Here is a 26523-nt window from a genome sequence, read left to right as displayed (position 1 = left end):
TAAAAACCACCTAACTTGTAGCTGGCTTGTCCACAGATGAATATCTGGGAATCCTACTACAAATCAGGTGGTTTGTTATCGAATTATTATCTGCTAGTATTACTCCGCAGGTTTTGCTTCATTGTCAGCTGCCGGCTCATCTGAAGCTGGTGTTTCTGAAGTTGGCTTTTCTGAAACTGTTTCTTCTGAAGTTGGTTCTTCTGAAGCAACAGGCTCTGGAGCAAGTGAGTTAGTGATCTTTGCTTTATTCATCAATTCTGTCGTTAAGTTTGCAACTTCTGGATTAGCAGATGCATCCTCGCCTATAAGCAATATACGAATAGCATCTTTGGACTCTTCTAACGTTGCTGCTAATTTTTCATCCGTTTTTTTGATGATATGGTAGCCAAATTCTGTTTTGACCACATCACTTAGTTCACCAACTTTAAGTGCAAGTGCTGCTTCTTCAAACTCTGCAATCATATTTCCTTTACCGAAGAAGCCAAGATCGCCACCAGTATCTTTCGTTCCATCTGTTCCTTTTTCTTTAGCTAATTCCGCAAAATCAGCACCAGCTTGCAATTGCTTCAATATATCCTTCGCTTCTTGCTCAGTTTCTACAAGAATATGAGAAGCTTTCACTTGCCATGTATTAGCAATATAATTATCGTAGAATTGTTTGATTTGCTCTTCTTCTATTTTTGCATTTGGTTCATGTATTTTTCTTATCATCGCTTGTTGACGAATGTTATATTTTAACATTTCTTCGTCCATACCCATCATAGCTAGTTGGTTTTTATAATTTTCTTCGCCACCATAAGCTACTTTTAATGCATTTAATTCGTCGTTAATATCTTGATCGGAGAATGCAATGCTTGATGCTTTCATGTGTTGCACTAACAACTCATCACGAATCATACTGTCCAGTAGTGAAGGACCGACTAACATTTCCATCGTATCGTATAATTCACTTTTTTGAATGGTTGTCCCATTTACTTTGGCGACCGTTTCGTCTTTCATGCCAAAAGGTGGTTTAATAAGAACGATGATCAATGCAACTAACAAGATAAGAGTGGAAATCATCCAGAACGGATTTCCTTTTTTGGCTGGAGGTTCATTGCCAGCACCATTGCCAAAAGTAGAAGCTACCATAGTCTCTTTGGGCTCATTAATATCATCCGATACTGGAGCTACCTCCGATAATTGTGATGTTGCTTCTTCGGATGTAGATACTGCTTCGCTCTCTGTTTCTATCAAGTGTTCGTCTGTCGCAGCCTCCTTGTTTTGGCTATCATCATGTGACTGCGAGTTATTGTTACTCATTTAATAAACTCCCTTCGAAATTAACTTTTCCATAACTATATCAAAATTTTCAAATAAAAACCTTAATATAATATAAAAAATTGCAGCAGTGGTCGAAACGGCGGTAAATTATTGCTATACTAATAATGGAATTATTATCGTAATATTACTTATCGTGGGGGAAGAAATGCTGACAGTCAATGGGAATATTGTTTATTTTTTAATATTGTTATCAGCTTTAGTTGCATTTGGCACATCATATATGACCGTTTTTTCATGGATCAGAATAACTGCATTGGATAGAATGACATCGCTTAAAAAGAAACATGGCTTGTTATGGCTGATAAGTATTCTATTGTGCACTAGTTTTTGGGCTGTATCTTTCCTGACGAGTACTATTTATATATTACCGCTAAATGCAGTAATAAATGGAATGACGATCGTTACGATAATGATGAGTTTAGGAGCTACCTATCTTGCTTTACGTATTGTAGTAACTATTTCACTCAAACGTATGATAACGTGGATGGCAAGTGCAGTATTAAGCTGCATTATATTAATGGCTAATATCTTTAGTCAAACGTTGATAACGAATATAGATTTTAATTGGTGGCAAATCATTAGCTTGTTTGTTGCGTCTGTACTGACAACCATTGTAATAAAAGGCGCAATACAATTAGTACTATGTAGTATGCAACAGCATAAACGAACCTTGTATTGGCGAGAAACGATGCTAATCTCTTTGGCACAGCTAATAATACCATATACGCTATTAGGAGAAAATGCACTGTCATTCGATTATAGCCCGTATGCTGTTACTTTAGTGGAACAATATAAGCTGATTTCTATGTTGCAGTTAACGGTGACCATTGTTGTTGTCATCATTTTAATTAATGTCATGTATATTCTACTATTAGAGAAACAATCATTAAAGGAAATGGCACATAGCGATCCTTTAACAGGATTGCCAAATCGACATGCCTTAAACCATTATATCGAGCAAAAGTATGCGCAAAACAATCGTTTTGCTTTATTATTTCTTGATCTGGATCAATTTAAGTGGATCAATGACACGTTAGGGCATGATATTGGAGATTTGTTAATTCAAGAGGTAGGTCATCGTATTCGTTTGACGATTACGCAAAAAAGTGAGATTTTTCGTTTTGGTGGCGATGAGTTTTTAATTGTTACAGATACTTACGAACGAGAGCAAGCGGAACAATTAGCAGAACGATTGTTAGATGCGATTCGTCTTCCTTTTCATTTGAACAACAACGAGCTTTATGTTACGGGAAGTATCGGTATTAGTTATTCGCCAACTCATGGCAATACGATGCAAAAATTGTTGAAAACGGCAGATACTGCGTTGTACTATGCAAAAGACCTTGGAAAAAACCAGTATTGTTCCTATGATGATGAATTAAATAAAAAGCTAATGCGTAAAATGGAAATTGAGAAAGGGCTATGTGCAGCCTATTTGTATCAACAAATTGAGTTGCACTACCAGCCGAAGTGGAATGCATTAACGAATCGTCCGGTTGGTTTTGAAGCTTTGTTGCGCTGGACACACCAAGGGTTAGGAGCTATTTCTCCGCTTGAATTTATACCGATGGCAGAAAAAACAGGTTTAATCGTGCCACTAACAAAGTGGGTATTAGAACGGGCGTGCGAGGATTGTGTAGATTGGAATAGGAAAGCTGATACAAACTATTCTGTATCGGTGAATATTTCCTATAAAGTGATCGAAAGTAGAAATCTATATGCTATGGTGAATCAAGCATTGGACAAGTATGGACTAGCGCCGCACCTATTAGAGTTAGAGGTAAACGAATTAGCAATGATGCAAGATGGTAGGGGGACAGTCGAGCAACTAAAGCAATTGCAACAATTAGGAGTGAAAATAACGATGGATAATTTTGGGGCAGGGTATACATTTTTTGGCTCATTGGATCATGTTCCGTTTCACACCTTAAAAATTGATCGGAAATATATAGGGAATTTGCAATCGCCTTCTAAACAAGCGATAGTAAATTCACTCGTTACTTTATCGCAGCAACTGAACTTGCAAATTATTGCGGGAGGTGTTGAAAACGAGCGGCAATTGCAATTTTTGCAACAAGCTGGCTGTCACATTATGCAAGGATACTATTTTCAACACCCTATTTCTCGAAAGGAACTGTATGTTTGGCTCGATCAAATTGCTTAGAGTAAGTGGAGCATCACTTGTTGCAATACCCATAATACAGCTAGATGAGCAGGATAAAAACTGCGCCATAACCAGCGAGGAACTGATGATTTCTCGAGCTGGTTCACCACGAGTGGCATGTAGACAAGTAGAATAGTGGAAAAAATACTAAATTGCTGGATGACCCAACCGAATAATAATAAGCCAATGATAATATTAAGTGCTAAGTGCCAGACAAGCCATAGTTTTTGTGGCGCATAACGATAGATCAGAATAAGAAGCAAACCATATATACCGTAATCAAAAGGAATGAGAAGCGATACAAAAACAGCGCCTGCCACGATAGCGAATTTCCATTCCACTCGGCGAGGTGCTACATCTAATGCATAAATGGTTAGCAAACCGACCCACAGTGTTACGATGGCATTGAGCTCCCATGTGCTGAATAGTAAGGAAAAGGGAAGCTGAGCAATGATCGCCAGCAAACTAAGGCGTACCATATATTTTTTTATATTTCTTGTCCGATGGTACCCTTGTACTAGTAAATAAGCATAGAGTGGAAAGGCTAGTCTACCTATTATCCGCCAACTAGAGTCTTCGGGAAAAAAGACAACACCAATATGATCGATAAGCATAGTTAACATTGCGATGAGTTGCATAATAACATCACCTTAATTTCTAGAAACTGAAAGTCTGCGAATATTATATCATGGTCTATTAAAACAACCTATAAGGTCGACATAGAAGCAATGTCGCACTTATAGGTAAGTGGCGTAAAGCGTTAATTATAAACCGGCATTTTTTTGTAAACGTTTGGCGATTTGCATAAACTCTTCTTCCGAAATACCAGGTGCAAACTCCTCTGAATTGTTCGGTAAATCATACATAGGAGCTCCTTCAGGGTTGCCGTTGATCACTTCCAACTTCGCACCGGATAATGGGTTTTGTCCGTTCCATATAAGGGCGACATCTTTAAAATCATTCGGACTAAACGTATACAGTTTATTACCCAAGCCCATAGCTTCGAATTTGCGTGCTGTTTCGAAATGGTCGTTACTAAGATCAGGAATTGGAATTAATTTTTTTACATCAACTCCTGTAGCAATTTCTAATGCTTTGGCATAAGCGAGTATATGAACACCACCCCTTACTAATAAGTAGCCTATCATTTCTCTTGCTGTTGGATGATCTGTCATTTCATATACACGCATTTTGTGAGTCCGAGCGCCACATTCCAAGAAGAAATTGTGCAGTAAATCGAGTACTAAGTTGCCACTATTAAATACGTTATCTCCCGTCCATGGTCTTCCCATTGAATCACCAGGCAGGGCTGTTTGTGCTGTGCTAATAAAAAACAAACTATTGCGCAGATCAGTTGCTGCTTTAAGTGGAGCGCTATCAGGTGTTCCTGGGCTGGTCGTTCCTTGCAGCACCATGTTGATTGCCGCTGTAACTAGTTCGACGTGACCTAACTCTTCTGCGGTAATACTGGCAACGAGGTCGTAAAACGGTTTTAATCTCTTTTTTTCACGAAAGTTAAACGATTGGAATAAGTAATTATTGAGCGTTGACATTTCTCCATATTTTCCTCCAAGCAATTCTTGCACAGCCGCTGCAGCGTTGGCATCAGGATAAGGAGAAGGCGGCAACTCGATTTGTAGTCGATTAATACGTTGAAACACACTATAACCTCCTTACAATCTTCGCAGTTTTCCTTTATAAGTTTATGCGATTAAATCTTGCGTCATGACCTGTTATTTGAACGAATTCAAAATTCCGCTAATGTAGCTTACCAAGTACCCATTCCCTATAAGCTCATAAGGCATATACTACTTCAGATAGACAGGAAGGAGGGAGAGAGATGAGCAGACCTTCAAGACATCATTGTCACTGTGGTTCAGTTCGTCATGTTTCCAATAGTGGACACAATTGTTCACGAAGAGTAAGCAGATCAGTGGCAGCTACGCAAGAGAATGCTGCGGAACTAAGTAAGTTTTTTGGTAAACTGAAACATCGAGAAACAGCACGCAAGTTCAATCGGGCAGTGCGTGCAGGCGATGCCTGTGCTATCGAGCGTTTGTTAGGCAGACATTGTAAAGTTCGTGCGTTCTTTAAAAAAGATCATTTCGACTGCGTGAAAATAGAGTGTGTAGCAGGTAGACATGCAGAGAACGTTACAACAGTTGTAATATGTGTGCGTAAATTACGCAGACGTCGTAGTTAATCGTAAGTTGGCATAAGAAAATAAAAAAAGCAGCGCTGCTTCGTAGCACAATAGTGCCGGCAGCGCTGCTGTTCTTTTAACTCGTTTGAGCTGTTTGCTCCAATTCCGATGTACAAAACTTGCAACGTGTTGCTTTAATAGGTACTTGAGAGAAACAAAATGGACAGTCTTTTTCGACTGGTTCAGCTTCGACAGCAGGCTCCTCTTTTTTAATGCCATTACGTAACGTATTAATGCCTTTGACCATAAGAAATATACAGAAAGCAATAATTAAAAAGTCGATTAACGTATTTAAAAACTGTCCGATGTACAAAGTAGGTGCAATTTCAATTTGTTCTACCGTCATGTTTTCAGTGGAAACTAAAGGGATTTTCCACGCTTTAAAATTCACTTGCCCTAGTAATCTACCAACGAGTGGCATAATCATATCATTGACTAGTGAAGTAACGATTTTTCCAAAAGCTCCACCTATAATAACACCGACTGCCAAATCGATAACGTTCCCTTTTACGGCAAACTCTCGAAACTCTTTCATTATTTTCATAGCGAACCCTCCAGCTCTATTCATAAACAGTATACCCCCGTAAATCCACACATAATCATTTATAAGTTGGTGATAGATACCTGCAATATTTTAATAGGAATAGATATAAAAAGCAATGAGTCTTTAGCCATAAATGATATTTACATACCGTCTACTAGTAGGATGCTAGTCTAGTATAGAAAAATGGCGTAGTCGTATATAGAAAAGGATGAAAAGTGATCAAAGTCACACAGTAAGAATAGATGTATTACGGAATAAATGTAAATCGTAAAAAGGATTTTATAGTCATTTGTCGAACTTCCTAATAGCTGGATACATACAAGAGGGAGGTCATAGATGAACTGGTCATGGCTAATAGAACCACCGCTGTTACAATTAATGATGGCGGGCGTTTTAACATATGTATTATACACACTATTTTCTATTGGCGATTTTTATAAAGTTAATCGCAAGTCTTCAACAATATTAGGGACAATTATTATGTTATTTTTATATGCCGTGAGTCAGTCATTATTATGGACGTTTACTGTATTTTTAATTAACCCTTATAGTCTATCCGCAAAGTTCAATATGCTGCTGATCGCATGGCACATCATGATGATGATCATAGCGGGAGGTTTTTTATGGAAATCAACATTCAAATATCGCTATCGTATCAGTACATTTTTGTTTAGTACAACGATCGCTGGTTTTTCCATTTATTTTTTATATCAATTTACAACGATGTCGTTACAACAATTTCTCTTAACTTCTATGGGACTTATTGTTATAGCAGTTATCGGTAGTAGTCTCTCTACATTTATATATAAGCATCCAAATATGACCGGATATAAGTGGAAGTCCGCTATTGTGGCGAATTTATCTATTTGCTTTAATAATTTAATAATTATGAAGTCAGCAGGTCCATTAAATGTTGAGGATCAATTGGTAAACGTGTATCGAGTGGTGCAGTTTAACTGTTTTATAATGTTGTTTATGTTGCTGCTTATTTTTACAATAATGATGCATTGGTGGCAAGGGCGTAAATCGGTAGTAAGAACGTATCATGTATATCGACAATTTGTCGAACGATTTATGGATACTATGGCGATTATTAGAGGAGATCGATTTGAGTATATTAATCCATCAGGTTTGAAAATGTTTGAAATAGTGAAAAAAGATGATCTATTAGGTAAATCATTGTATTCGTTTATAGATGAGAAAGATAAAGAGAGACTACAACAATGGTTACAAGGTGACTGTACATCTCATTCGGAGTCTATTGAATTAAGTTGGCGGACGACGACGGGGAAAGTAGTTAATACCGAAATTACGATTATTTTATGTAAATCTGCGAAAGAAACGTACCGTCAAGTATGGATGAAAGACATTATGGAGCAGAAGCGAGAAGAAGAATTAAAATTGCAGGCTGCCAAATTGTCGGCTGCTAGTCAGATTGCTGCTGGTATTGCACATGAAATTCGTAATCCGCTTACTTCGGTTAAAGGCTTTTTGCAGTTGATGATGTCTGGTCAAATACATAAAAAGAAATACTATAATATTATGGACAAAGAGCTGCGAGATATCGAAGTTCTTATTAATAGTATGCTGATGCTTTCTCAACCACTAAACCATGAGTTTATACGTATAGATGTTCGTGATGTGATGCAATCGGCTATCGATACGTTGGAAGAGATGCTACGAGAAAAACAAATTGCTATCGACTTGCGCATTGCCAAGCAACAAATAGAAGTTTACGGTATACCTAATCAACTGCAGCAAGTTTTTGTCCACATCATCGAACATGGCGTGATTACAATGTATGCAGGTGGTACGATAACGATTCGCATCTATATGGATAATCATGGTTTCGCAACAATTGTCATTCAAGATGAAGGAGGTGGAATATCGGAAGAACAGTTGGCTAGGATGGGACAGCCATATTATATTACGGTAGAAGAAGGCACAGGTATCGAGCTTATGATTGCTTACAAAATTATTGATAATCATCGTGGGCGGATTAAAGTAGACAGCGTGGAAGGTTTTGGCACAACGTTTACTTTGACATTACCTGTGATGGAGGCAAATCATGCTTGGAAACCGGATCATGCATAATTGAAAAAAATAGGGATTGTCTCCACAAGTGAAACTGCGGGGATAATCCCTTTCTTTAGTGGAGCGTCATTTTCGCACGACATAACGCTACATTAACTATTTAACTGATAACGTCCTTCTATTTTTTTGCCGCCAAACCACATTACAGCGATAACCACAATGATCACAACAAATCGCCAAGGCTGCTGCATTAAATTTGTAATATCCATACTTAGCAGAGCTATAATCAAAATCATAACTGCTTTCCCCATCATAGTTGCCAATAAAAATGTATGCAAAGGTACTCGGCTGAAGCCGGCAATTAGTGTGATTAATATCGATGGCGTAAAAGGGAAGCCAGATAATAAAAATAAAGGAGTGAATCCTTTTTCATCAATCCATTTAAAAAAACGTTCCGATTTGGGAAATTTGTTCGTTACACGTGTTTTGACATTTTTTCCGAAATAACGACAGAGTAAAAATAATATTAACTTACCTGAAGATACTCCAATCCATGACCACAAAAAACCTAATCCAAATCCATATATGTTTACATTAGCGGCGATTATGGCAATCAACGGCAAAACAGGGATAAACGTTTCTAAAAAAGTAGCTAATATTCCAGGTAGTGGACCATATGCCGATAGACCTTCTAACGCACCTTGCATTTGTTCCAAATCCATCTGACGTATTTTGTCAATCCATTCATGTACAGCGCTCATCATTAATCTCCATTCTTATAGATTGTTGCATAGAAAATACCGATTACTGCGAATAAGATGGCGCTTGTCCAAACGACAGAAATCGATCCATTCCATAGTGCGATAAACCCTCCTACTGTTGGACCGAACATGACCCCTATACCTTCAAAAGATGAGAGAAACCCCCAACCTAACCCTTCTTGCTTCGGAGGGATATAGGAGGCTAGTAGAGCATTCCATGTTGGTAAAATCGTAGAATAGGCAAGACCAAGACCAATAGCTATAAACAAACCGACCCAAAACGTTGGTCCCAAAGTTAATAAATATAATAGACACGCAAACGCACCAAAACCCAGCCCTAAAAACCATCGTTTACTATTTACTTTGTCAGCAAGTTTTCCCATTGGTATTAAACCAAGTACAGCACATGCACCACCAGCGGTTAATAGAATCGAGTACTGTACTCCGCTGAGGCTTAATTGTATTTCGGCAAATTGCGGCAAAATGGGAAGAAGCATACTTGCTCCTAATGTTTGAAGAATCATCCCGGGTAATACAAGCCGCATTTGGGACAATTGTTTCTTAAGTACAAGGAACTGTTGTTGGGTAGGTACCGGTTTCACACGCGTTACTTTATCTTTGCTCATCCAAGGTGTTAACACACAAGCAAGTATAGAGAGTGTAATTAATAAAGAATAGGTAAAAGTAGCACTATAATCGAGTAATATATTACAAACAATTGGGCCACTACCAAGACCGACTAACCAGATTGTATATAATACGCCCATTTGCGTTGCACGTTGCGATTCGGTAACTTTGGTTAAACAAACGATCCATAGTGGGGACATACCAATACCATATAACCCTGCTGCACTAATGAATAACCACGGTGCTTCAGCAAATTGTAACGTATATACACCAACTAGAGACAATAATAATCCTATAAAGACAATAAGTCGACCAGAAAATCGATCTAGTAAATAACCGATAACTAACTTAAATAATGTATCAACGATGTAATGGGCAGAAATAGCTAATCCTATCACATCCGACGATAACCCAAGAACTTTTGTTCCATAAATAGGCAACATACTTACTAGTACTGCTCCACGTACAAACTCAACAATAAACAAGATGACGGACATTAACTGCATTTGTTTATTGAACCAACCAGCAGGTAAACGATTATTAGAATGAATGGAAGCAGTTGCCTTCATAATAACTCCCCTTTGCTATAAGCATGTATTATCAGTATCATTAGTTTAGCCTTGATTTATCCTATTTATTGCATGAAGGAGTAATCAGATGTCAAAAATACCGAAAAAAACATCTAGAAAAGGAATAATTCGTGTTGTATCTAGTTGTAGTGTACTAGTGATTATTATTATATTATTTTTATATTATATAAAACCAGCAACGGTATTGCACCTTCAATACGAATCTGTACCATTGAGTACAAAAATTTGGGACAGTGTAGAGCAAGGGAAACTGCAAATTGAATTTACTGAAACAGAGATCAATCATTTGTTAAAAAAATATATTAAAGCAGAAATTAATGAGTATACACGTATTCTTGGCGCTGATTTTAAACTGGTTGATCAAGGTATCCATGCGATACTTCATTTACAATTTTTTGAACGAATAGATGCTCATGTAGAAGCGAAATTATCGGTACAGTGGACGGAACCATATTTGCAGATACAGCCACAATCGTTGCAGCTCAAACAAATACCTCTCCCTCCATGGATAATAAAGTCGATGGTGTTTCCCATCGAGCTGCCCTTTTTAGATATTATTTTTTTGAAAGATTTCATGATCACTACTGATAGATTAACATTGCAATTTGGCTTGCGTCTACCTCAGTGGTTATCGGATTAGAAGAAAAGGGAAATAAATATATAAAACCTAAATTAAGGATAAAAAGCAGTCTCATGCTAGTTGAAATCAACGGCATGGAGACTGCTTTACTATATTAATGATGAGAATGAGTTTTTACACGTATGCTTGTGGTGGCGAGCATGTTGTAAAAGACAATGACATGTTTGTATACATTTACTTAAATAATATTAATTCCAGCATTAGCATAACCAGTAATAGCAGAGGCTACAGTAAGACCGTTTAATTCTGCTGAAAACACAAGTAGTAAACGAGTGCCACTAGCTACAGGAATGTTTAGATTACTTAGCGAACCACTAGTTCCGGCACCAATAGCTACAATCCCTGGTATATTAGGTGATAATGTTACTTGAGTACCAGCAAGTTGAGTGAATTGTGTCCCTGTTCCCGTTGCTTGATATAATGTTGCTCTAATAGTAAATGAACCCAAAGCTAAACTTAGCGATACAGTAACGTTAAAGTTAGCAGCAATACCTGTAATTACACCATTACGTGGCATAACAAACGCTGAATTAATAAATGTTCCTCCTGCGCTAGTCAGATCGATGATATTGCCAGCTAGTAAAACCGTAGTACCACTACTACCAAATCCAACGACACCTACTGATCCAGCTAACCCTCCAACTAGTGTTGTTAATGCAAGTGGTAGTCCAGAAGCAAATGGAATGATCGCCCCAGCTCCCGTAGCCCCGGTCGGTCCCGTGGCACCCGTAGCTCCCGTCGGTCCAACTAATCCGTCAGTTCCCGTAGCTCCTGTAGCTCCCGTTGGTCCAACTAATCCGTCAGTTCCAGTAGCTCCTGTAGCTCCCGTTGGTCCAACTAATCCGTCAGTTCCAGTAGCTCCAGTAGCTCCCGTCGGTCCAACTAATCCGTCAGTTCCCGTAGCTCCAGTAGCTCCCGTCGGCCCAACTAATCCGTCAGTTCCAGTAGCTCCTGTAGCTCCCGTTGGTCCAACTAATCCGTCAGTTCCCGTAGCTCCAGTAGCTCCCGTCGGTCCAACTAATCCGTCAGTTCCCGTAGCTCCAGTAGCTCCCGTCGGTCCAACTAATCCGTCAGTTCCTGTAGCACCAGTCGGTCCAATTAATCCGTCAGCTCCCGTGGATCCTGTTGGTCCAATTAATCCATCTGCTCCCGTAGCACCAGTAGCACCAGTCGGTCCAATTAATCCATCGACTCCTGTAGCACCCGTTGGTCCAATTAATCCGTCGGCACCCGTAGCCCCCGTCGGTCCAACTAATCCGTCAGTTCCTGTAGCTCCTGTAGCTCCCGTCGGTCCAACTAATCCGTCAGTTCCAGTAGCTCCTGTAGCACCCGTTGGTCCAATTAATCCGTCAGCTCCCGTAGCTCCTGTAGCTCCCGTCGGTCCAACTAATCCGTCAGTTCCCGTAGCTCCTGTAGCACCCGTTGGTCCAACTAATCCGTCAGTTCCAGTAGCTCCTGTAGCCCCCGTTGGTCCAAGTAATCCGTCAGTTCCAGTAGCTCCAGTAGCTCCCGTCGGTCCAACTAATCCGTCAGTTCCTGTAGCACCAGTCGGTCCAATTAATCCGTCAGCTCCCGTGGATCCTGTTGGTCCAATTAATCCATCTGCTCCCGTAGCACCAGTCGGTCCAATTAATCCATCCGCACCAGTAGCCCCCGTCGGTCCAATTAATCCATCGGCTCCTGTAGCACCCGTTGGTCCAATTAATCCGTCGGCACCCGTAGCCCCCGTCGGTCCAACTAATCCGTCAGTTCCCGTAGCTCCAGTAGCTCCCGTCGGTCCAACTAATCCGTCAGTTCCCGTAGCTCCAGTAGCTCCCGTCGGTCCAACTAATCCGTCAGTTCCCGTAGCTCCTGTAGCACCCGTCGGTCCAACTAATCCGTCAGTTCCCGTAGCTCCTGTAGCTCCCGTTGGTCCAGCTAATCCGTCAGTTCCAGTAGCTCCTGTAGCTCCCGTCGGTCCAACTAATCCGTCAGTTCCAGTAGCTCCTGTAGCACCCGTTGGTCCAATTAATCCGTCAGCTCCAGTAGCACCAGTAGGTCCAATTAATCCATCGGCTCCTGTAGCCCCCGTTGGTCCAATTAATCCGTCGGCACCCGTAGCTCCCGTTGGTCCAATTAATCCATCTGCTCCCGTAGCCCCCGTCGGTCCAACTAATCCGTCAGTTCCCGTAGCTCCAGTAGCTCCCGTCGGTCCAACTAATCCGTCAGTTCCCGTAGCTCCAGTAGCTCCCGTCGATCCAACTAATCCGTCAGTTCCCGTAGCGCCCGTAGCCCCCGTCGGTCCAACTAATCCGTCAGTTCCCGTAGCTCCAGTAGCTCCCGTCGGTCCAACTAATCCGTCAGTTCCAGTAGCTCCTGTAGCTCCCGTCGGTCCAACTAATCCGTCAGTTCCAGTAGCTCCTGTAGCACCCGTTGGTCCAAGTAATCCATCAGCCCCCGTAGCACCTGTAGCTCCTGTAGCTCCCGTCGGTCCAGCTAATCCGTCAGTTCCCGTAGCGCCCGTAGCCCCCGTTGGTCCAGCTAATCCGTCAGTTCCCGTAGCGCCCGTAGCTCCCGTCGGTCCAACTAATCCGTCAGTTCCCGTAGCTCCTGTAGCTCCCGTCGGTCCAACTAATCCTTCAGTTCCAGTAGCTCCTGTAGCTCCCGTCGGTCCAACTAATCCGTCAGTTCCAGTAGCTCCTGTAGCCCCCGTTGGTCCAAGTAATCCGTCAGTTCCAGTAGCGCCCGTTGGTCCAATAAGTCCGTCAGTACCTGTAGCTCCTGTAACACCTGTATTTCCTGTATTTCCTGTCACTCCAGCAGCGCCAGTAGCTCCTGTAACGCCAGTAGCCCCTGTTGGGCCGGATGCTGCTGCCGGTATAAGTAGCTGATAGTCCGGTGATATACCAGGTATGCCGGACGGTGGACTGTTTACAATAATATAAACAGCCCCGTTGTACGTAATTAGTTCACCATTTGCCATTGTTAATGTTCCTCCTTGTATGAAGTATTACTCTTTATCCTTAGTGTTGAATATGACGATTTCTCTTTAGCTGATCCGAGCAGCAGAGATTGTTGCGTTGAAGACAAGAGTCGTGGTTCCCGAGCCTATAAAATACATGCCGATAGCCGTATTAATCGCCGTCACAGTGAATATGATCGTATTGCTCGCCGTTGTTCCCGCATTAGATATGATCGTCGTGTTCGGGATCGGTACAGTGTTCACACGAAGCTCTACCGGTACGGACAAGGTCCCGCTTACGGAATACGAGATCTCGTATTTGCCCGGGTTCAGAATGATTTCCGCCCCGTTGCTGGAGATCGCACCGTTCGAGGTCCCCGGAGTTGCCAGCGGAATGTTCTGGTTGGTTGTGAGCGGTCCGAGAGTCGACACCAAGCTATATTGGCCATTCTCCAGGAAAGCCGGACCCGTTTCCCCGGTAGCCCCTGTAGCACCTGGTGCTCCTGCTGTCCCGGTTGCTCCCGTTGCTCCTGGTGCTCCTGGTGCTCCCGGTGCTCCCGGTGCACCTGGTGCTCCCGTCGGTCCTACCGGTCCGCCGGCGGGGCCAGTTGGCCCGGTTGCTCCCGTTGGTCCCAAGAGCGTAGGTGCAGCCAGAATCGACTCCATCTTGTCATGGAGCGTCATCTCCTTGCGGGTGGNCCCCCGGCAATGTCCCCAGGGCATACTGTAGCTTCTCGCCCTCAGCATTAATAATGTGACTTAATCCCAACTCCTCCATAGCGATGGAGGCCAGAACCAGATTTACAACTTCATCACGTGTTAAACTGATCGTCGGTGTGATGCTTGGAATATTGGGCAGTGACAATATAATCCCTCATTTCTCTTAAATTTTTACTCACTTTTATTCATGAGCTATCTATTAACATATGTTGCATATTCGATTATGGCATGAGCGATTTGGCTATCTTTGAATCAAAATAGGGAAACCAAGAGGAAATTCAGCAGGCTCTTCGTCACTATAAGTTCAAATAAAGAATATTAAATAGGCAGTGTTCGAAACGCAGGCAAAGTGGATCGGCTATACTAAGTTAGACAGAAAAATTAAGGGGTAGTAGAATAATAGAAATAGATGAAGGAGTGGAACTACTAGCCTATCCAAACAAAGAAGAACATTCACAGCAGCATGTAAGAAACAAATGGTTGATCTCCATGTAAATGGTAAACCTGGAGTGTCAATTGTTACATCATCAGCATTAGATAGAAGGATGAAACAAACGCAAACGACAGGGAAACAAACGCAAACGACAGGTTCTTTCAAAGAAAAGGATAATCGATCCGCAGAAGAAAACGAACTTATCGCACTACGAAAGGAAATTCAGCAACTTAAGATGGAGAACGACATTTTAAAGCATCGAGAAAGATAAAAGTAAAGTTAAAACAACTCAGTTTAAACCAGGCAAGGCGATAAGCAATGAATATAACATGAGGAATAGCTTGAACAGAGCGTTTCAACAAACCAATAAAAAGTGTGATAGTCAGCGATCTCCCTTATATTAGAGTTGGTAGTTGTTGGAACTATGTTTGTACCTTGATCGATCTCTAAGTGCCAAAGGTTGTCCATATGATAACGCTGTTGCAGAAGCTACATTGTGAACCTGTGGAACCAGTTGGTCCTTGTGCTCCCGTAGATCCTCCGCCTAGTCCCATTGGTCTGACATATCCTCTGTATCCGCGTGGCCCTCTAGTACCTTTTATTTTTCTAGGTTTACTCCTACAAACACATTAGATTGGTTTTAATGATTTACATGAACAAGAACGGGAATATTTAGCTGTTCTTTATTACTACTTTTTTGCTGCTGAAAAACCGATATTTTTTTTCTTTACAGATTTGCTCAGTTTGGACACCTCCTAAATTGCTTACTTTATCTTATGAAATTAAGGAGATTTGGTATGGGGAAAAAGCTTTACTTCCTATAAATGGACTGTTATACATTAATCCCTTTAAAAGGGGGTATTGTAGTGAAAGCATAAAAAAAGCAGTAAGCTTATCACAAAGCTCACTGCTTAACTTTATTAATAGATTATTAACTAGTAAAAAAAGTGGTTTATATCACTAGATTTTTGGGAAAAAGTTAGATTAGTAGACTAAATAGTAGGGGGTCTTTGTTCAATTCCAAAAACTGAAACCCTTTTTCCGTCATTTTGGAAATGAGTAGGTCATAGTCTTCTTTATGCTTCAGTTCTACTCCGACAAGCGCGGGTCCATTATCTTTGTTAGATTTCTTTGTATATTCAAAGCGAGTAATGTCATCGCCAGGTCCCAGTACATTATCAAGAAATTCCCGTAATGCGCCTGCTCGTTGTGGAAAGTTAACCATAAAGTAATGTTTGTAGCCTTCGTATATTAACGACCGTTCTTTCATTTCTTGCATACGATCGACATCATTGTTACCACCGCTAATGACGCAGATGACAGTTTTTCCTTTGATTTGCTCCTTGTAAGCGTCAAGTGCTGCGATTGGTAGTGCCCCAGCGGGTTCTACAACAATAGCATTTTCATTATATAGATCTAATAATGTAGTACATACTTTTCCTTCCGGTACTAGAATGACATCATCTAATAAATCTTTGCAAATTTGAAATGTTAATTCTCCGCTCCGTTTTACAGCTGCGCCATCAATAAACTTATCAATTTGATCTAACGTCACCACTTTATCTGCTTCAAGAGCTGCAAGCAGGGATGGGGCACCTTCAGGCTCGACCCCAATAATTTGCGTCTTTGGAGATACGCTTTTCATATAAGAAGCAACGCCAGCCGCTAATCCGCCGCCGCCAACCGATAGGAAGACGAAGTCTGGCTCATGCTCTGTTTTCTCCATAATTTCTTGTCCAACGGTTCCGTTGCCTGCAATAATTTTTCGATCGTCAAAAGGATGAATGAACACCATTCCGTTTTTGTTGCATTCTGCGACAGCAGCTTCATAGGCATCATCAAATGTATCACCGATCAAAATAATTTCGATTTCTTTGCCGCCAAAAAAAGCAACCTGTGAAACTTTTTGTCTCGGCGTTGTGCTAGGCATAAATATCTTTCCTGGTACACCAAGTGCTTGACAGGAATAGGCAACACCTTGCGCATGATTCCCGGCACTTGCACAGACTACTCCTTTTTGTAACTCCTCACTTGGCAGTGAGCGCATCAAATGATAAGCTCCACGTATTTTGAAGGAGCGAACGACTTGCAGGTCTTCTCTTTTTAATAACAATTCACACTGGTAACGCTCGGATAGTACACGATTATATTGTAAAGGAGTTCGAGTGACAACATCCTTCAAATGCATTTGAGCTTGTACAATTTCTTCTAGGGAAATACGTGTATATGGTACGGTAGAGTCCGTCAATTTTGATCATCCTTCCAAATCTGATTAGACCGAATTTTATTATCATTATATCATACGATTATTTTTTTATAATTGCTAATGTCATTTGTAACGACATCAATAAAAGATAGTGAACTAGGATGCATAAAAATAGGCTTGAATGCAAAAACTGGGTGGACAGCATGAATCTGAATTTGGATAGAACAGGAGAGAGTATTATGATTGATCGGTTTTCATTGTCTACAGAACCCGTCCATATTGCGGAACAATTTCAAGTGATTAAGACGTTAAAGACAGCAGAACAACGTTACAATATTAGTCCCACCCAGCAAACAGTCATTGTGATGAATGACCGCCATCAAGTGAGATCACTACAACGAGCAAGGTGGGGTTTGTACCCATTTTGGGCAAGAGATGCTGTAAATACGGCACACAATGAAGTGGGGCATAAAAAGTTTCTAGGTGATATGATTCGTAGGCAGCGTTGTATTATACCAAGCACAGGTTTTTATGGTAAAAAGCAAATTGGAGTAGAAAAAGATCCGCGATTTATGCACGTCGTGGTGAAAAATCGACCGTTGTTCGGTATAGCTGGTATGTATGATTGCTGGAGAACACCTAGTGGTGAAGAAGCTATCGCGTTTACTATGTTAACAGCTGATTTGTCAGGTCCGATGTCTACTTGGCAGTCGAAAGTACCGATTATTTTGGATGAAGAAGGAATGGAACAATGGTTAAATCCAGAGCTACGAGAATGGAATCCATTGCGCAAACATATCGTTCCGTTAGATAGTTATGTGATGCATGCTTACCCTGTTACTAATGCCGTACATAACGAGCAATATGAGTCTCCGGATTGTATTCGAGAGATTGATTACGCCTAAATAATAACAAATAAGTCGCGATTCTCTTATAGAATTGCGGCTTATTTGTATTTCTTTTACAAAACAGAGCATGGCTGTTCATTTCATTAATGTGTATAATAGATAAGTATTGAATAGAATAGGAGCGGTTTAGGATGGAAGAATTGGAACAACTAAAGTACGAATTGAATGTGGAAACTGCGCTAAAAGTAGAACCAACTACGGCATTATCTACAACGTTACAACATTATGCCAAAGTACGGTTAAATGAATGGGCGAGTTTGTTCAAAGTGAATGGTCGATCAAAAATGAACAAAGAGCAACTGGCACAAGCGTTGGTACCTTATATGGCTGATCCAAATTTGCTGTGTCGATTGTTTATTATATTGAGTGATAATGAATGGAAGTTTTTTGAACGATTGCTAGATAATCAGTTGGTTGTGCAGGAAAATACGGTTAGCCCGAAAGATTATATCACGTTACAAACGTGGGGTATTATTCATTTGTTTCATCATGAACAGCGGATTTATTCCGTCGTATCGGAAGAAGTGTTCGAAGGTTGGAAGTTGGTTGATCAACGATTATTAAAGCAGCAGCGACAACAATATATTCTCATCCATCGTTATATTTGCGCGTTCGCTAATTTGTATGGAGCTTTTAAAATAGAGCAAGTGGTAGAAGTGTTTAATAAGCAGCAAGCGAAACAAATTACGATCAAGGAAGCTGCGAAAGTATTAGTGGAATCTATGGATACAAATCAGCACTATAGTGCAATTGGCGAATATATCGTTCATTCCTATTTTATAGAGCAAAGTCAAGAACAAAAATTAGATCCGAATGAATTGCAGTTAGCGGACATCTTGATGCGCCGTAGCGGCAAACCTTGGTATACGCCAGATGCAGCTGAACTGCTCCGATATAGCGATGTCTATTATTACGAAATAACGCCACAGCTGACAGCTTTGTATGATTATTTGAAGATGTATATGATTGACGATGAAGTAGTATTAGAAAATTTGTTGGATGAAATGCAATATCGTTGTGCTATGGAACAACCAATGCAAGAAGTGATGCATGTTTTTTTGAACTATGATATTCATTTTGATATGCATGAGCAGCTCCAATTAGTTGTCGCATTAGTGAATGAAGTTTATAACAATACGCGTATTTGGTCTAACGCCGGCTACACACCACGTGAATTGTATGAACTGTATGAACAACCATCGTCAAATAAGCAAACTCATGGAGCGCCTAATAGCTTGTTACGTTCGACAACGGTTCAGGTAGACAAAAAGCTGAAAATAGGGCGGAATGATCCTTGTCCATGTGGTAGCGGTAAGAAATACAAAAAATGTTGTAGTGCATAATGGTGCAAGGTGGATTGGGCAAGTAGACAGGAGGTTCGTATCGCATGAAAAAACCATCATTTGTACAGCCGGATGCCGAAACATGGCTGCAAAAGTTTCAATTTTCGTTTCCTATTCGTATCCGTTATTGTGAGACGGATATGTTGGGACATGTTAATAATGTTAGTTATTTTATGTACTTTGAGCAAGGGAGAATTGAGTATTTTGAAAACCTACTTTTAACAAGTACTTTGTTTGGCGAACAGGCCGTTTCTGTAGTCGCTGATTTGGAATGCCAATATTTTATGGAAATGTTTTTACAAGATAAAATGGAACTGCACGTTCGTGTCGCTCACCTCGGTCGTTCCTCGATGGAAATGGAGTACGCAGTAGTCGCGGATCAGCTCTTAAAAGCAGCTGGAAGAGGGACAATTGTGTTAGTGGATAAACAGACGAATAAAAGTACACCTATTCCAGATCATGCTCGTGAGGCAATTATTGCTTTTGAAAAATTATCTACTGATTTGTTATGACATAGGAAAACTGCTATTTAAGACGCACTTAAGCTATTTAGAATTAGCTCGTCTGGTAGCAGTTTTTTTGATGAGCATGTTCTTTATAGATGGTTCATATAATTGTAAAGCGATTACAGTCATTTGAGGATATGACATAAAGAATCAGTCAGAATGATTGAAATAGGAAGAATATAAGGAAAAATCTGAACATTTAGATTGTTTACTTTTAAATAGAAGCTGGAACTGCTATAATAAAATAGAAGCGTAAATTATTGCACAAATGGCCATGGAGTTGCCTGCACCGAATTGGCAAGTAGCAGTTAAGTTGCAGTTGCTTTCGGAAATTGCTGATTGGGACGATCATCCACGTATAAGGGAGGAGATTTCATGGCGAAACATAGCCAGAACGAAGTCAAGGAAAGCCTGATGGAACTAACAAGAATTTTCCAACCCAAGGACGCCAGGAAGTTTGTCAAAGATTATGTACGGAAGTATCGAATTACGGGTGGTTATGAAGATGAACTGACGTCGCTTGTAGAAGATGAGATGGTAAAGATTAAGTCTTCTGTAGGCTAACAGTAGTCTATACAAGCCACGATTCGAATGACATGATGATATTGATTATGATGACGTATTTGATTTAATGTTATGAAGTCCCAGCAGGCATTGTTTAACGCTCAACTACCAGCTACATCACAGTAAGTGTGAAATATATATAGTAGAAGGGAGCATTTTTTTAGTTATTTTTTGATAACTAGAATGCACGTTGTACGCTGCTCACACTTTAATCGTGTGATAGCTTTATATGCTTTTTAATCAGTATGTCATTTGTTACTATCCAAATATATAATAATGCATCGTATGCTTACGTGGCAGAAGATGAACAGAATATAGTATGAATAGCTTTGCTTACCGACTAAAGTGATAGGTGGCAAAGCTTTTTTGTATGGAAAAAACAAATGGACTAAAGAACATTTAAGCGTAGCTATATAGCTGCGTTTTTGCTGTGTTTAAATCTAAAGATAATGTAAAAAGTGGCAAAATGGATTGCTACTATGTGCATTTATTTCTATACTATGGTTGGAAATAGCCAATTGATCGTCTGAAATAATGAAAGGGTGATTTGTATAACCGATTAAAATTGCTGATTATAACTTAACCTACTCTATTATGACTGTATTTTAAAGACTTCTAAACTACTAAAAGGGTGAGAAAGTTGAAAAAAAATAGATTATTTATTGTATTAACGCTCGTTGTAACTTTAATGATTTCTAACTTAGGATTAAGTAGCAATGCGACTGTTGCTGCTGCAAGTGAAACGGGATTAGTCTTTCAACCTGGTAAACAAAATCATGTAAAGCTTGATAAAGTATTGTCAGAAATTCCGACTACATTTGAAGCGAAAATTAAACTAGCGAAAGACCACAATCAGCGACAGGTGATATTTGGAAATTATAAAGCAGGTGCAGCGGCGGTCTATTCTGTAGAATTAAGTGCAAGCAACCAATTGCGTTATTATGAAATTTCTAACGGTACAGTAAAGGATAGAACGACTACTGATCTAGCTATAGTAACGGGAGAATGGATCAACTTAGCTGTAACTAGAGATGTAGCAGAAAAACAAGTAGCTATCTACATTAATGGACAACAAGTGCAAGTGTTTAAAGATTTAGAACTAGCTGATCCGAAAATTGTACAATCCAATACACATAGTATTGGGACAGATACAAGAAATGGTATGTTTCTTAATGGAGAAGTAGCTGACGTTAGACTATGGAGCAATTTACGAAAGGCTGATGAAATTACTCAATTTGCTGAAGTAACAGGTGCTGAAGCAGGATTAATGCATGCTTGGGAACTAGATCCTTCTGTATTGAGCGGTATTGTAAATGTTATTAAAGATAAGGCTGGCAAAAACGACGCGACACCTATGAACTTTTCTCGTACTTATACAAGTGAATTTGAGGGTAAAGGTATTGATTTTGCAAGTGGGAAATTAGAGCTGGCAGTTGAAAAGCGCTTCAGCGGTGCGCCTCGTACAGTAGAAGCATGGCTGAAAGTACCAGCTAATACTCCGGCTAGTAAACGAGTAGGAACTGTACTTGGTAATTATGCTGGGGATGTTGTATATAATGATATTTCTAGATTTAATTTTGAAATAAATACAAACGGTAATCCACGTATTTATTGGCAAAAAACTGGTGCACAAGATCAAATTTTCGGGTATGTTGCGGAAAACGTTAATATCAATCTAGGTGATTGGGTGCATGTGGCAATCGCTATTGATGATGAGAACAAAAAAACAACGACTTATATTAATGGCGAAAAAATGCACGAAGCGGCAGCAACGGTACCTATTCCGAATGATCGTACATGGCGCGAGATAAAAATTGGTTCTGATTATCGTGGGTATAGCAATGGTGTACCATCACTTCATTTTAATGGTGAAATTGCTGATGTACGGGTATGGTCTACGACTCGAACAGCCGATGAAATTAAAGCGAATTACAACAAGTATTTGCAAGGCAAAGAAACAGGATTGATGGGCAACTGGAAATTAGATGAAATGGTCGATAACAAATATAAAGATGTTTCTACAGAACAAAATAATGCTTTTATTTATAACAACGAAACTACGAATTGGTTAGAGCCTAACTTTCCAGAAGGTGACTATACGATTGCGGTTATTCCAGATACACAGTATTTAATTAGTCATCAACCTGCCTTTACGAACTATATGACTTGGATTAGAGATAATGCAGAGAAGCTCAACATTGAATTAGCGATTCAAGTAGGCGATTTGGTTGATGCTCCTAGAAATGATGCTCAGTGGACAAGTTCTTCCAACGGCATGAAATTGCTAGACGGTGTGATGCCATATGTATTCTCAACCGGTAATCACGATATGGTTATAACGAAAGATCCACCGAAACGTGACACTACAAAATATAATCAGTACTATCCGTATGAGAAATACTCTAAAGAACCAACATTTGGTGGAGCCTTCAAAGAAGGTATGATGGATAATACGTATCATTTTGTTACGATTAAAGATGTAGAATATATGATTGTAGCGATGGAGTTTGCTCCGAATGATGAAGTGTTAGCTTGGGCGAATGAAGCAGTTGCTGCAAACAAAGATAAACGTGTTATTATAACGACGCACTCTTACATGTATCATACGGGAGAGCAAATTACGAATAAAAAAGGACATTCGGACCCACCAAGTGCATACCTTGCAGATGGTAATAACGGGGATGATCAATGGAATGAATTTGTAAGTAAGCATAAAAATATTATATTAGTTACATCTGGTCATATTGGTTATCACGATCTAGCAAAACGTGTAGACATTGGGGAGCATGGTAATCCAGTAACACAAATGCTTGTCGATGCTCAGTTTATGCAACGTGATCTTGGCATGGTTATGCTAATGACGTTCAAAGAAGGTAGCAACGATGTTGCCGTAAATTGGTATTCGGTGACAAAAAACAAGTTTTATCGTGCAGCGAATCAATTTAATATGAATTTGAACGTTTATCCAGATGGTGGTGGTGAGCCGAATCCGACAGAGCCAACACTAGCACTAGCTGATCAAACGGTAACGAAAGGAAGTATGGTTACTGTACCACTTACACTAAGCGATGCAGAACAAGTAACAGGCTTGAACGGACTATTAGAATATGATAAAAACTTATTAACACTAGAGAAGTTTGAATTTGACATGTTCAAAGAAACTGGTGCACACAATACGACGGTAGCTGGAAAAATTGGATTTGCTGGAGTAGCTAAGCAACCACTAGGCACGAAAGAACCTATTGTAGTAGCACAAGCGGTTTTCCGTGCTAAGGCAGATTTGACAGAAGATGCTGTGGCATCATTAGTGCTGAAAAAAGTTCAAGCTTCTATTGATGAGAATGAAACTAGTACAGTCGCTAAAGATGTAAAAGTAAGCAATGCTTCGATTACGATTAAAGCAAGTGGTCTTTTAGGCGATATCAATGGTGACCTTGCCATTACTATTGTTGATGCGCGGATGCTACTAAAAATGATTGTGGCACAAGATCAAGCAGAGCTTGCTGCTGTGAAGGACATTGCTGACTTGAACAAAGATGGCTTAGTGAACACAGCTGACGTTATTGCTATATTGCAGATGATTGCTGATCAATTGGCAGAGTAAAGCTACGATTAATATAAGAGCTAAAGCATTTGATATGTAATTAAAAAGCCAATAACTACAAGCGGATTATGGGGTTAATCCCCTATCGCTTGGGTAGTTATTGGCTTTTTGCTGCTGGATATACGATTTTTATAAGGTGAGTAAACCATTGTGCTTTGCTAATATTTGTGGAATTTGTAATTCCCGTAGTACTGTAACTACTTCTTGAATGCTATTTTTTTCGAATTTTTTCAAAATGCTATGCACCTGCGATTTTAAGGTGGATGCTTCTACTTGCCGTAATTTACAAATTTCTTGTCGGCTATAATCCTTCAGTAATAAATCTAATACTTCCATTTCTGTTGGTGTAAGCAAAACTAACATATGAAAGTAACGTAACAAACTTTCTTCAACTGTTTTAATCCGTTTAAATTCTTTTGTAATTTTACCAGCAATGTTAGCATTCAATGACGGCATGCCGCAATAAGCGTCTTTAATCGCAGTCAAAATAGTTTCTGCTGGCATGTTTTTAAGCAAATAATTAGTCGCGCCCATTTCAAATGCTTGAAACAAAACATCATCCGTATCAATGACGGTAAGGATAATGATTTTAATATCAGGCAAATAATTCAATATTTTTTCTGTAGCTTTCAGACCCGCTTGTTTTTCTTCTAGTTCAATATCCATTAAAATAATGTCAGGTTGATAGAGCGCTGCCAACATTGTTCCTTCATAACCACTAGCTGCTCTTCCAACATATTGCATTTGCGAATCTTTACTCAAAATCATTTCATAACGTTTGGCTATAAGATCATCGTCTTCAACAATAAGAACTTTTATTAAGTCGCTCAAAGTTGTCCCTCCTAATGGATAGAAGTTCTTAGCAAAGGCATAACTATATGAAAGGAACTGCCTTCTCCTAGTTTACTATTTAATGTTAATTGTCCACCATGTGTATTAATAATTGTTTGACAAAGTGCCAATCCCATCCCCCAATTGGTTGCTGTTGGTTTGGATGAGAAAAAAGGTTGGAAAATAAGCTCCTTAAATTCATCAGGAACACCTATTCCATTGTCACGAATAATTAATTCTACCCACTTATTTTTGATAATAGTCTCCAGTTCTATACTTCGTGTTTTTTCTGGCACTTGCTGTAAGGCATCAACCGCATTGGATAATATGTTTTCTAACACTTGTGAAAAATAATAAGGATCGGCCATAATCGTTAATGTTTGTGAATGCTCATGATAGGTTATATTTACCGCTTTCAAATCCTCTTTCATTTCCGATAATACAGTCGTAATCAATGGATGCAGGACAACTGGTTTAAGCTCCATTTTGGAACTGTTTGTTTTTTGATGAATGATATCTAGTCGACTATAAATATTTTGACAGCGGTTTTCAATAACTTTAATTTCTTTCACCAGTTCGGGTGAATCTATAGCCATTTCCCCCAATATTTCAGATTGAACCATAATGGCGAGCAATTCATTTTTCATAAAATGACTAAATACTCGTGAAGTTAATGTAGCAGAATCGATATTATGTGAGATAACGGCTTCTTGATTTTTTATTTTATTTTGAATACGAGCATACATGTAAATGCCATATAAACTAAATAGCAAACAAAAGCTTACGATGTAAGGAAGTAGTGCATACATGGACGGTTTGCCAACTAATATTATTGGTTTGAAACGGATAAAGTCGGCTGCTTTTGAAACGCTAATTAATATATTAGGCGCCCAAAAATTAATATAATAATAAGTCACCTGCATAGAAATGTAACTTATTGTAATCATTACAATTGTACTGCGAATTTGTTTTACTTTTGGTGCATCGAATAGTGCATATATTACAAGAGAAATACCAGCAACAATATAAGCAGTATTAATAATAAAAGTGGCTTGATGGATAGTTTCATAAAAAGAAATAAACTGCTGCGAAGAAACAAAACTAGGATATAGTTTGAAATATAAATAGGCGTAAACGGTTGGATCATAGAGAATGACTTGTATTAAACAGGGTAAAGCTATCGCAATATATAATAATTTTCTATGTTTTTCTATATGCAAAGCAAAAAATATTGCCGAGCATAATCCAGAAAATAAAAATAGCATGGAAGAGAAGTTCATGATGCGTATTAATAAATAACGTGAAATGGGCAGAAACATTAATTCATTCTGCACTTTTTTTGTAACCCCAAAGTAATTATATAAGCTGTAATAATGATAAGCATCTTTGGACATATAAATAATGATGCTACTTATGACAAATAAAAAAGACAACCCCATGACCAGCATAAATAGAGTAGCCTTTGTATATTTCTGCTGTGTAAGACAAAAGATAGCGATTGCAATAAATAGAATAAACATGAAGAAAATGACCATGCAGGTTACGTCCTTTCATAAGTATGCAATCCTTATATTATTGGTA

General features: G+C 39.5%; 20 protein-coding genes and 1 pseudogene. 10 read left to right on the top strand and 11 right to left on the bottom strand.

The window, feature by feature from the left end:
- Positions 1-99 precede the first annotated feature (99 nt).
- Positions 100-1302, bottom strand: a complete 1203-nt coding sequence (locus ACFSTH_RS21075; protein WP_449295464.1) for a peptidylprolyl isomerase — start codon at positions 1300-1302, stop codon at positions 100-102.
- A 166-nt stretch (positions 1303-1468) separates the two neighbouring features.
- Between ACFSTH_RS21075 and ACFSTH_RS02705 the strand changes: the two genes are divergently transcribed.
- Complete coding sequence (locus ACFSTH_RS02705) at positions 1469-3487, top strand: putative bifunctional diguanylate cyclase/phosphodiesterase (protein ID WP_377769741.1); 2019 nt, start codon at positions 1469-1471, stop codon at positions 3485-3487.
- Here ACFSTH_RS02705 and ACFSTH_RS02700 read toward each other — a convergent pair.
- Positions 3484-4125, bottom strand: a complete 642-nt coding sequence (locus tag ACFSTH_RS02700; protein ID WP_377769742.1) for a TraX family protein — start codon at positions 4123-4125, stop codon at positions 3484-3486. The two genes, ACFSTH_RS02705 and ACFSTH_RS02700, sit on opposite strands and share 4 nt — an antisense overlap.
- Before the next feature lie 126 nt (positions 4126-4251).
- On the bottom strand, positions 4252-5148 hold the full coding sequence (locus ACFSTH_RS02695) for a manganese catalase family protein (protein WP_377769743.1): 897 nt from the start codon (positions 5146-5148) through the stop codon (positions 4252-4254).
- Positions 5149-5327: 179 nt separating this feature from the next.
- Between ACFSTH_RS02695 and ACFSTH_RS02690 the strand changes: the two genes are divergently transcribed.
- A complete protein-coding gene (locus ACFSTH_RS02690; protein ID WP_377769744.1) occupies positions 5328-5690 on the top strand; it encodes a hypothetical protein in 363 nt (120 codons plus the stop codon).
- 76 nt (positions 5691-5766) lie between these two features.
- Here ACFSTH_RS02690 and mscL read toward each other — a convergent pair whose 3' ends face one another.
- Complete coding sequence (gene mscL / locus ACFSTH_RS02685; RefSeq protein ID WP_377769745.1) at positions 5767-6234, bottom strand: large conductance mechanosensitive channel protein MscL; 468 nt, start codon at positions 6232-6234, stop codon at positions 5767-5769.
- Positions 6235-6570: 336 nt separating this feature from the next.
- Between mscL and ACFSTH_RS02680 the strand changes: the two genes are divergently transcribed.
- A complete protein-coding gene (locus tag ACFSTH_RS02680; RefSeq protein ID WP_377769746.1) occupies positions 6571-8328 on the top strand; it encodes an ATP-binding protein in 1758 nt (585 codons plus the stop codon).
- 92 nt (positions 8329-8420) lie between these two features.
- Here the strand turns inward: ACFSTH_RS02680 and ACFSTH_RS02675 are convergent, their stop codons facing one another.
- Together ACFSTH_RS02675 and ACFSTH_RS02670 are read right to left on the bottom strand one after the other, a co-directional pair.
- The gene (locus tag ACFSTH_RS02675; protein ID WP_377769748.1) at positions 8421-9032 is read right to left on the bottom strand and encodes a TVP38/TMEM64 family protein; all 612 of its coding nucleotides are present in this window, start codon (positions 9030-9032) and stop codon (positions 8421-8423) included.
- A complete protein-coding gene (locus ACFSTH_RS02670) occupies positions 9032-10225 on the bottom strand; it encodes an MFS transporter (protein ID WP_377769749.1) in 1194 nt (397 codons plus the stop codon). The genes ACFSTH_RS02675 and ACFSTH_RS02670 overlap by 1 nt, the downstream gene beginning before the upstream one ends.
- Before the next feature lie 88 nt (positions 10226-10313).
- Between ACFSTH_RS02670 and ACFSTH_RS02665 the strand changes: the two genes are divergently transcribed.
- Entirely contained in the window at positions 10314-10886 is a 573-nt protein-coding gene (locus ACFSTH_RS02665; protein ID WP_377769750.1) for a hypothetical protein, read from the top strand.
- A 178-nt stretch (positions 10887-11064) separates the two neighbouring features.
- On the opposite strand, the gene ACFSTH_RS02660 is transcribed toward ACFSTH_RS02665, so the two are convergent.
- Positions 11065-13848, bottom strand: a complete 2784-nt coding sequence (locus ACFSTH_RS02660; RefSeq protein WP_377769751.1) for a beta strand repeat-containing protein — start codon at positions 13846-13848, stop codon at positions 11065-11067.
- Positions 13849-14220: 372 nt separating this feature from the next.
- Positions 14221-14692, bottom strand: a pseudogene (locus ACFSTH_RS21070) (hypothetical protein); the annotation flags it as partial.
- A gap of 400 nt (positions 14693-15092) precedes the next feature.
- On the opposite strand from ACFSTH_RS21070, the gene ACFSTH_RS02655 reads away from it, so the two are divergent.
- Positions 15093-15251 (top strand): hypothetical protein, encoded by a 159-nt coding sequence (locus ACFSTH_RS02655; RefSeq protein WP_377769825.1) that lies wholly within the window; start codon positions 15093-15095, stop codon positions 15249-15251.
- Positions 15252-15959: 708 nt separating this feature from the next.
- On the opposite strand, the gene ilvA is transcribed toward ACFSTH_RS02655, so the two are convergent.
- A complete protein-coding gene (gene ilvA, locus ACFSTH_RS02650) occupies positions 15960-17228 on the bottom strand; it encodes a threonine ammonia-lyase IlvA (protein ID WP_377769753.1) in 1269 nt (422 codons plus the stop codon).
- A gap of 197 nt (positions 17229-17425) precedes the next feature.
- Here ilvA and ACFSTH_RS02645 point away from each other — a divergent pair, with 197 nt between their 5' ends.
- From ACFSTH_RS02645 to ACFSTH_RS02625, 5 genes are all read left to right on the top strand, one after another.
- On the top strand, positions 17426-18091 hold the full coding sequence (locus ACFSTH_RS02645) for an SOS response-associated peptidase (RefSeq protein ID WP_377769754.1): 666 nt from the start codon (positions 17426-17428) through the stop codon (positions 18089-18091).
- A 134-nt stretch (positions 18092-18225) separates the two neighbouring features.
- Positions 18226-19437: a YecA family protein gene (locus ACFSTH_RS02640; RefSeq protein ID WP_377769755.1), complete on the top strand. Its 1212-nt coding sequence runs from the start codon at positions 18226-18228 to the stop codon at positions 19435-19437.
- 44 nt (positions 19438-19481) lie between these two features.
- Positions 19482-19949 carry an acyl-CoA thioesterase gene (locus ACFSTH_RS02635; protein ID WP_377769757.1) on the top strand — a complete coding sequence of 156 codons (468 nt, stop codon included), beginning with the start codon at positions 19482-19484 and terminating at the stop codon, positions 19947-19949.
- 369 nt (positions 19950-20318) lie between these two features.
- Positions 20319-20507, top strand: a complete 189-nt coding sequence (locus ACFSTH_RS02630; RefSeq protein WP_377769758.1) for a hypothetical protein — start codon at positions 20319-20321, stop codon at positions 20505-20507.
- Between the two features lie 640 nt (positions 20508-21147).
- Positions 21148-24111 carry a LamG-like jellyroll fold domain-containing protein gene (locus ACFSTH_RS02625; protein ID WP_377769759.1) on the top strand — a complete coding sequence of 988 codons (2964 nt, stop codon included), beginning with the start codon at positions 21148-21150 and terminating at the stop codon, positions 24109-24111.
- A gap of 129 nt (positions 24112-24240) precedes the next feature.
- Here ACFSTH_RS02625 and ACFSTH_RS02620 read toward each other — a convergent pair whose 3' ends face one another.
- Positions 24241-24942: a response regulator gene (locus ACFSTH_RS02620; protein WP_377769760.1), complete on the bottom strand. Its 702-nt coding sequence runs from the start codon at positions 24940-24942 to the stop codon at positions 24241-24243.
- A gap of 11 nt (positions 24943-24953) precedes the next feature.
- Positions 24954-26477 (bottom strand): sensor histidine kinase, encoded by a 1524-nt coding sequence (locus ACFSTH_RS02615; protein WP_377769761.1) that lies wholly within the window; start codon positions 26475-26477, stop codon positions 24954-24956.
- Positions 26478-26523 lie beyond the last annotated feature (46 nt).

This window comes from Paenibacillus yanchengensis, from assembly GCF_042684845.1.
Taxonomy (GTDB): domain Bacteria; phylum Bacillota; class Bacilli; order Paenibacillales; family Paenibacillaceae; genus Pristimantibacillus; species Pristimantibacillus yanchengensis.
Note: the sequence above shows the minus strand (reverse complement) of the source record. Positions and strands in the feature narration are given on the sequence as shown.

Bases quoted from the DNA above. Each gene is read 5' to 3' on its own strand.
- ACFSTH_RS02670 (WP_377769749.1), bottom strand. From the start codon at position 10,225: ATGAAGGCAACTGCTTCCATTCATTCTAATAATCGTTTACCTGCTGGT.
- ACFSTH_RS21075 (WP_449295464.1), bottom strand. From the start codon at position 1,302: ATGAGTAACAATAACTCGCAGTCACATGATGATAGCCAAAACAAGGAG.
- ACFSTH_RS02615 (WP_377769761.1), bottom strand. From the start codon at position 26,477: ATGGTCATTTTCTTCATGTTTATTCTATTTATTGCAATCGCTATCTTT.
- ACFSTH_RS02705 (WP_377769741.1), top strand. From the start codon at position 1,469: ATGCTGACAGTCAATGGGAATATTGTTTATTTTTTAATATTGTTATCA.
- ACFSTH_RS02700 (WP_377769742.1), bottom strand. From the start codon at position 4,125: ATGCAACTCATCGCAATGTTAACTATGCTTATCGATCATATTGGTGTT.
- ACFSTH_RS02655 (WP_377769825.1), top strand. From the start codon at position 15,093: ATGAAACAAACGCAAACGACAGGGAAACAAACGCAAACGACAGGTTCT.
- ACFSTH_RS02630 (WP_377769758.1), top strand. From the start codon at position 20,319: ATGGCGAAACATAGCCAGAACGAAGTCAAGGAAAGCCTGATGGAACTA.
- ACFSTH_RS02665 (WP_377769750.1), top strand. From the start codon at position 10,314: ATGTCAAAAATACCGAAAAAAACATCTAGAAAAGGAATAATTCGTGTT.
- ACFSTH_RS02680 (WP_377769746.1), top strand. From the start codon at position 6,571: ATGAACTGGTCATGGCTAATAGAACCACCGCTGTTACAATTAATGATG.
- ACFSTH_RS02690 (WP_377769744.1), top strand. From the start codon at position 5,328: ATGAGCAGACCTTCAAGACATCATTGTCACTGTGGTTCAGTTCGTCAT.
- ACFSTH_RS02660 (WP_377769751.1), bottom strand. From the start codon at position 13,848: ATGGCAAATGGTGAACTAATTACGTACAACGGGGCTGTTTATATTATT.
- ACFSTH_RS02645 (WP_377769754.1), top strand. From the start codon at position 17,426: ATGATTGATCGGTTTTCATTGTCTACAGAACCCGTCCATATTGCGGAA.
- mscL (WP_377769745.1), bottom strand. From the start codon at position 6,234: ATGAAAATAATGAAAGAGTTTCGAGAGTTTGCCGTAAAAGGGAACGTT.
- ACFSTH_RS02635 (WP_377769757.1), top strand. From the start codon at position 19,482: ATGAAAAAACCATCATTTGTACAGCCGGATGCCGAAACATGGCTGCAA.
- ACFSTH_RS02675 (WP_377769748.1), bottom strand. From the start codon at position 9,032: ATGATGAGCGCTGTACATGAATGGATTGACAAAATACGTCAGATGGAT.
- ACFSTH_RS02640 (WP_377769755.1), top strand. From the start codon at position 18,226: ATGGAAGAATTGGAACAACTAAAGTACGAATTGAATGTGGAAACTGCG.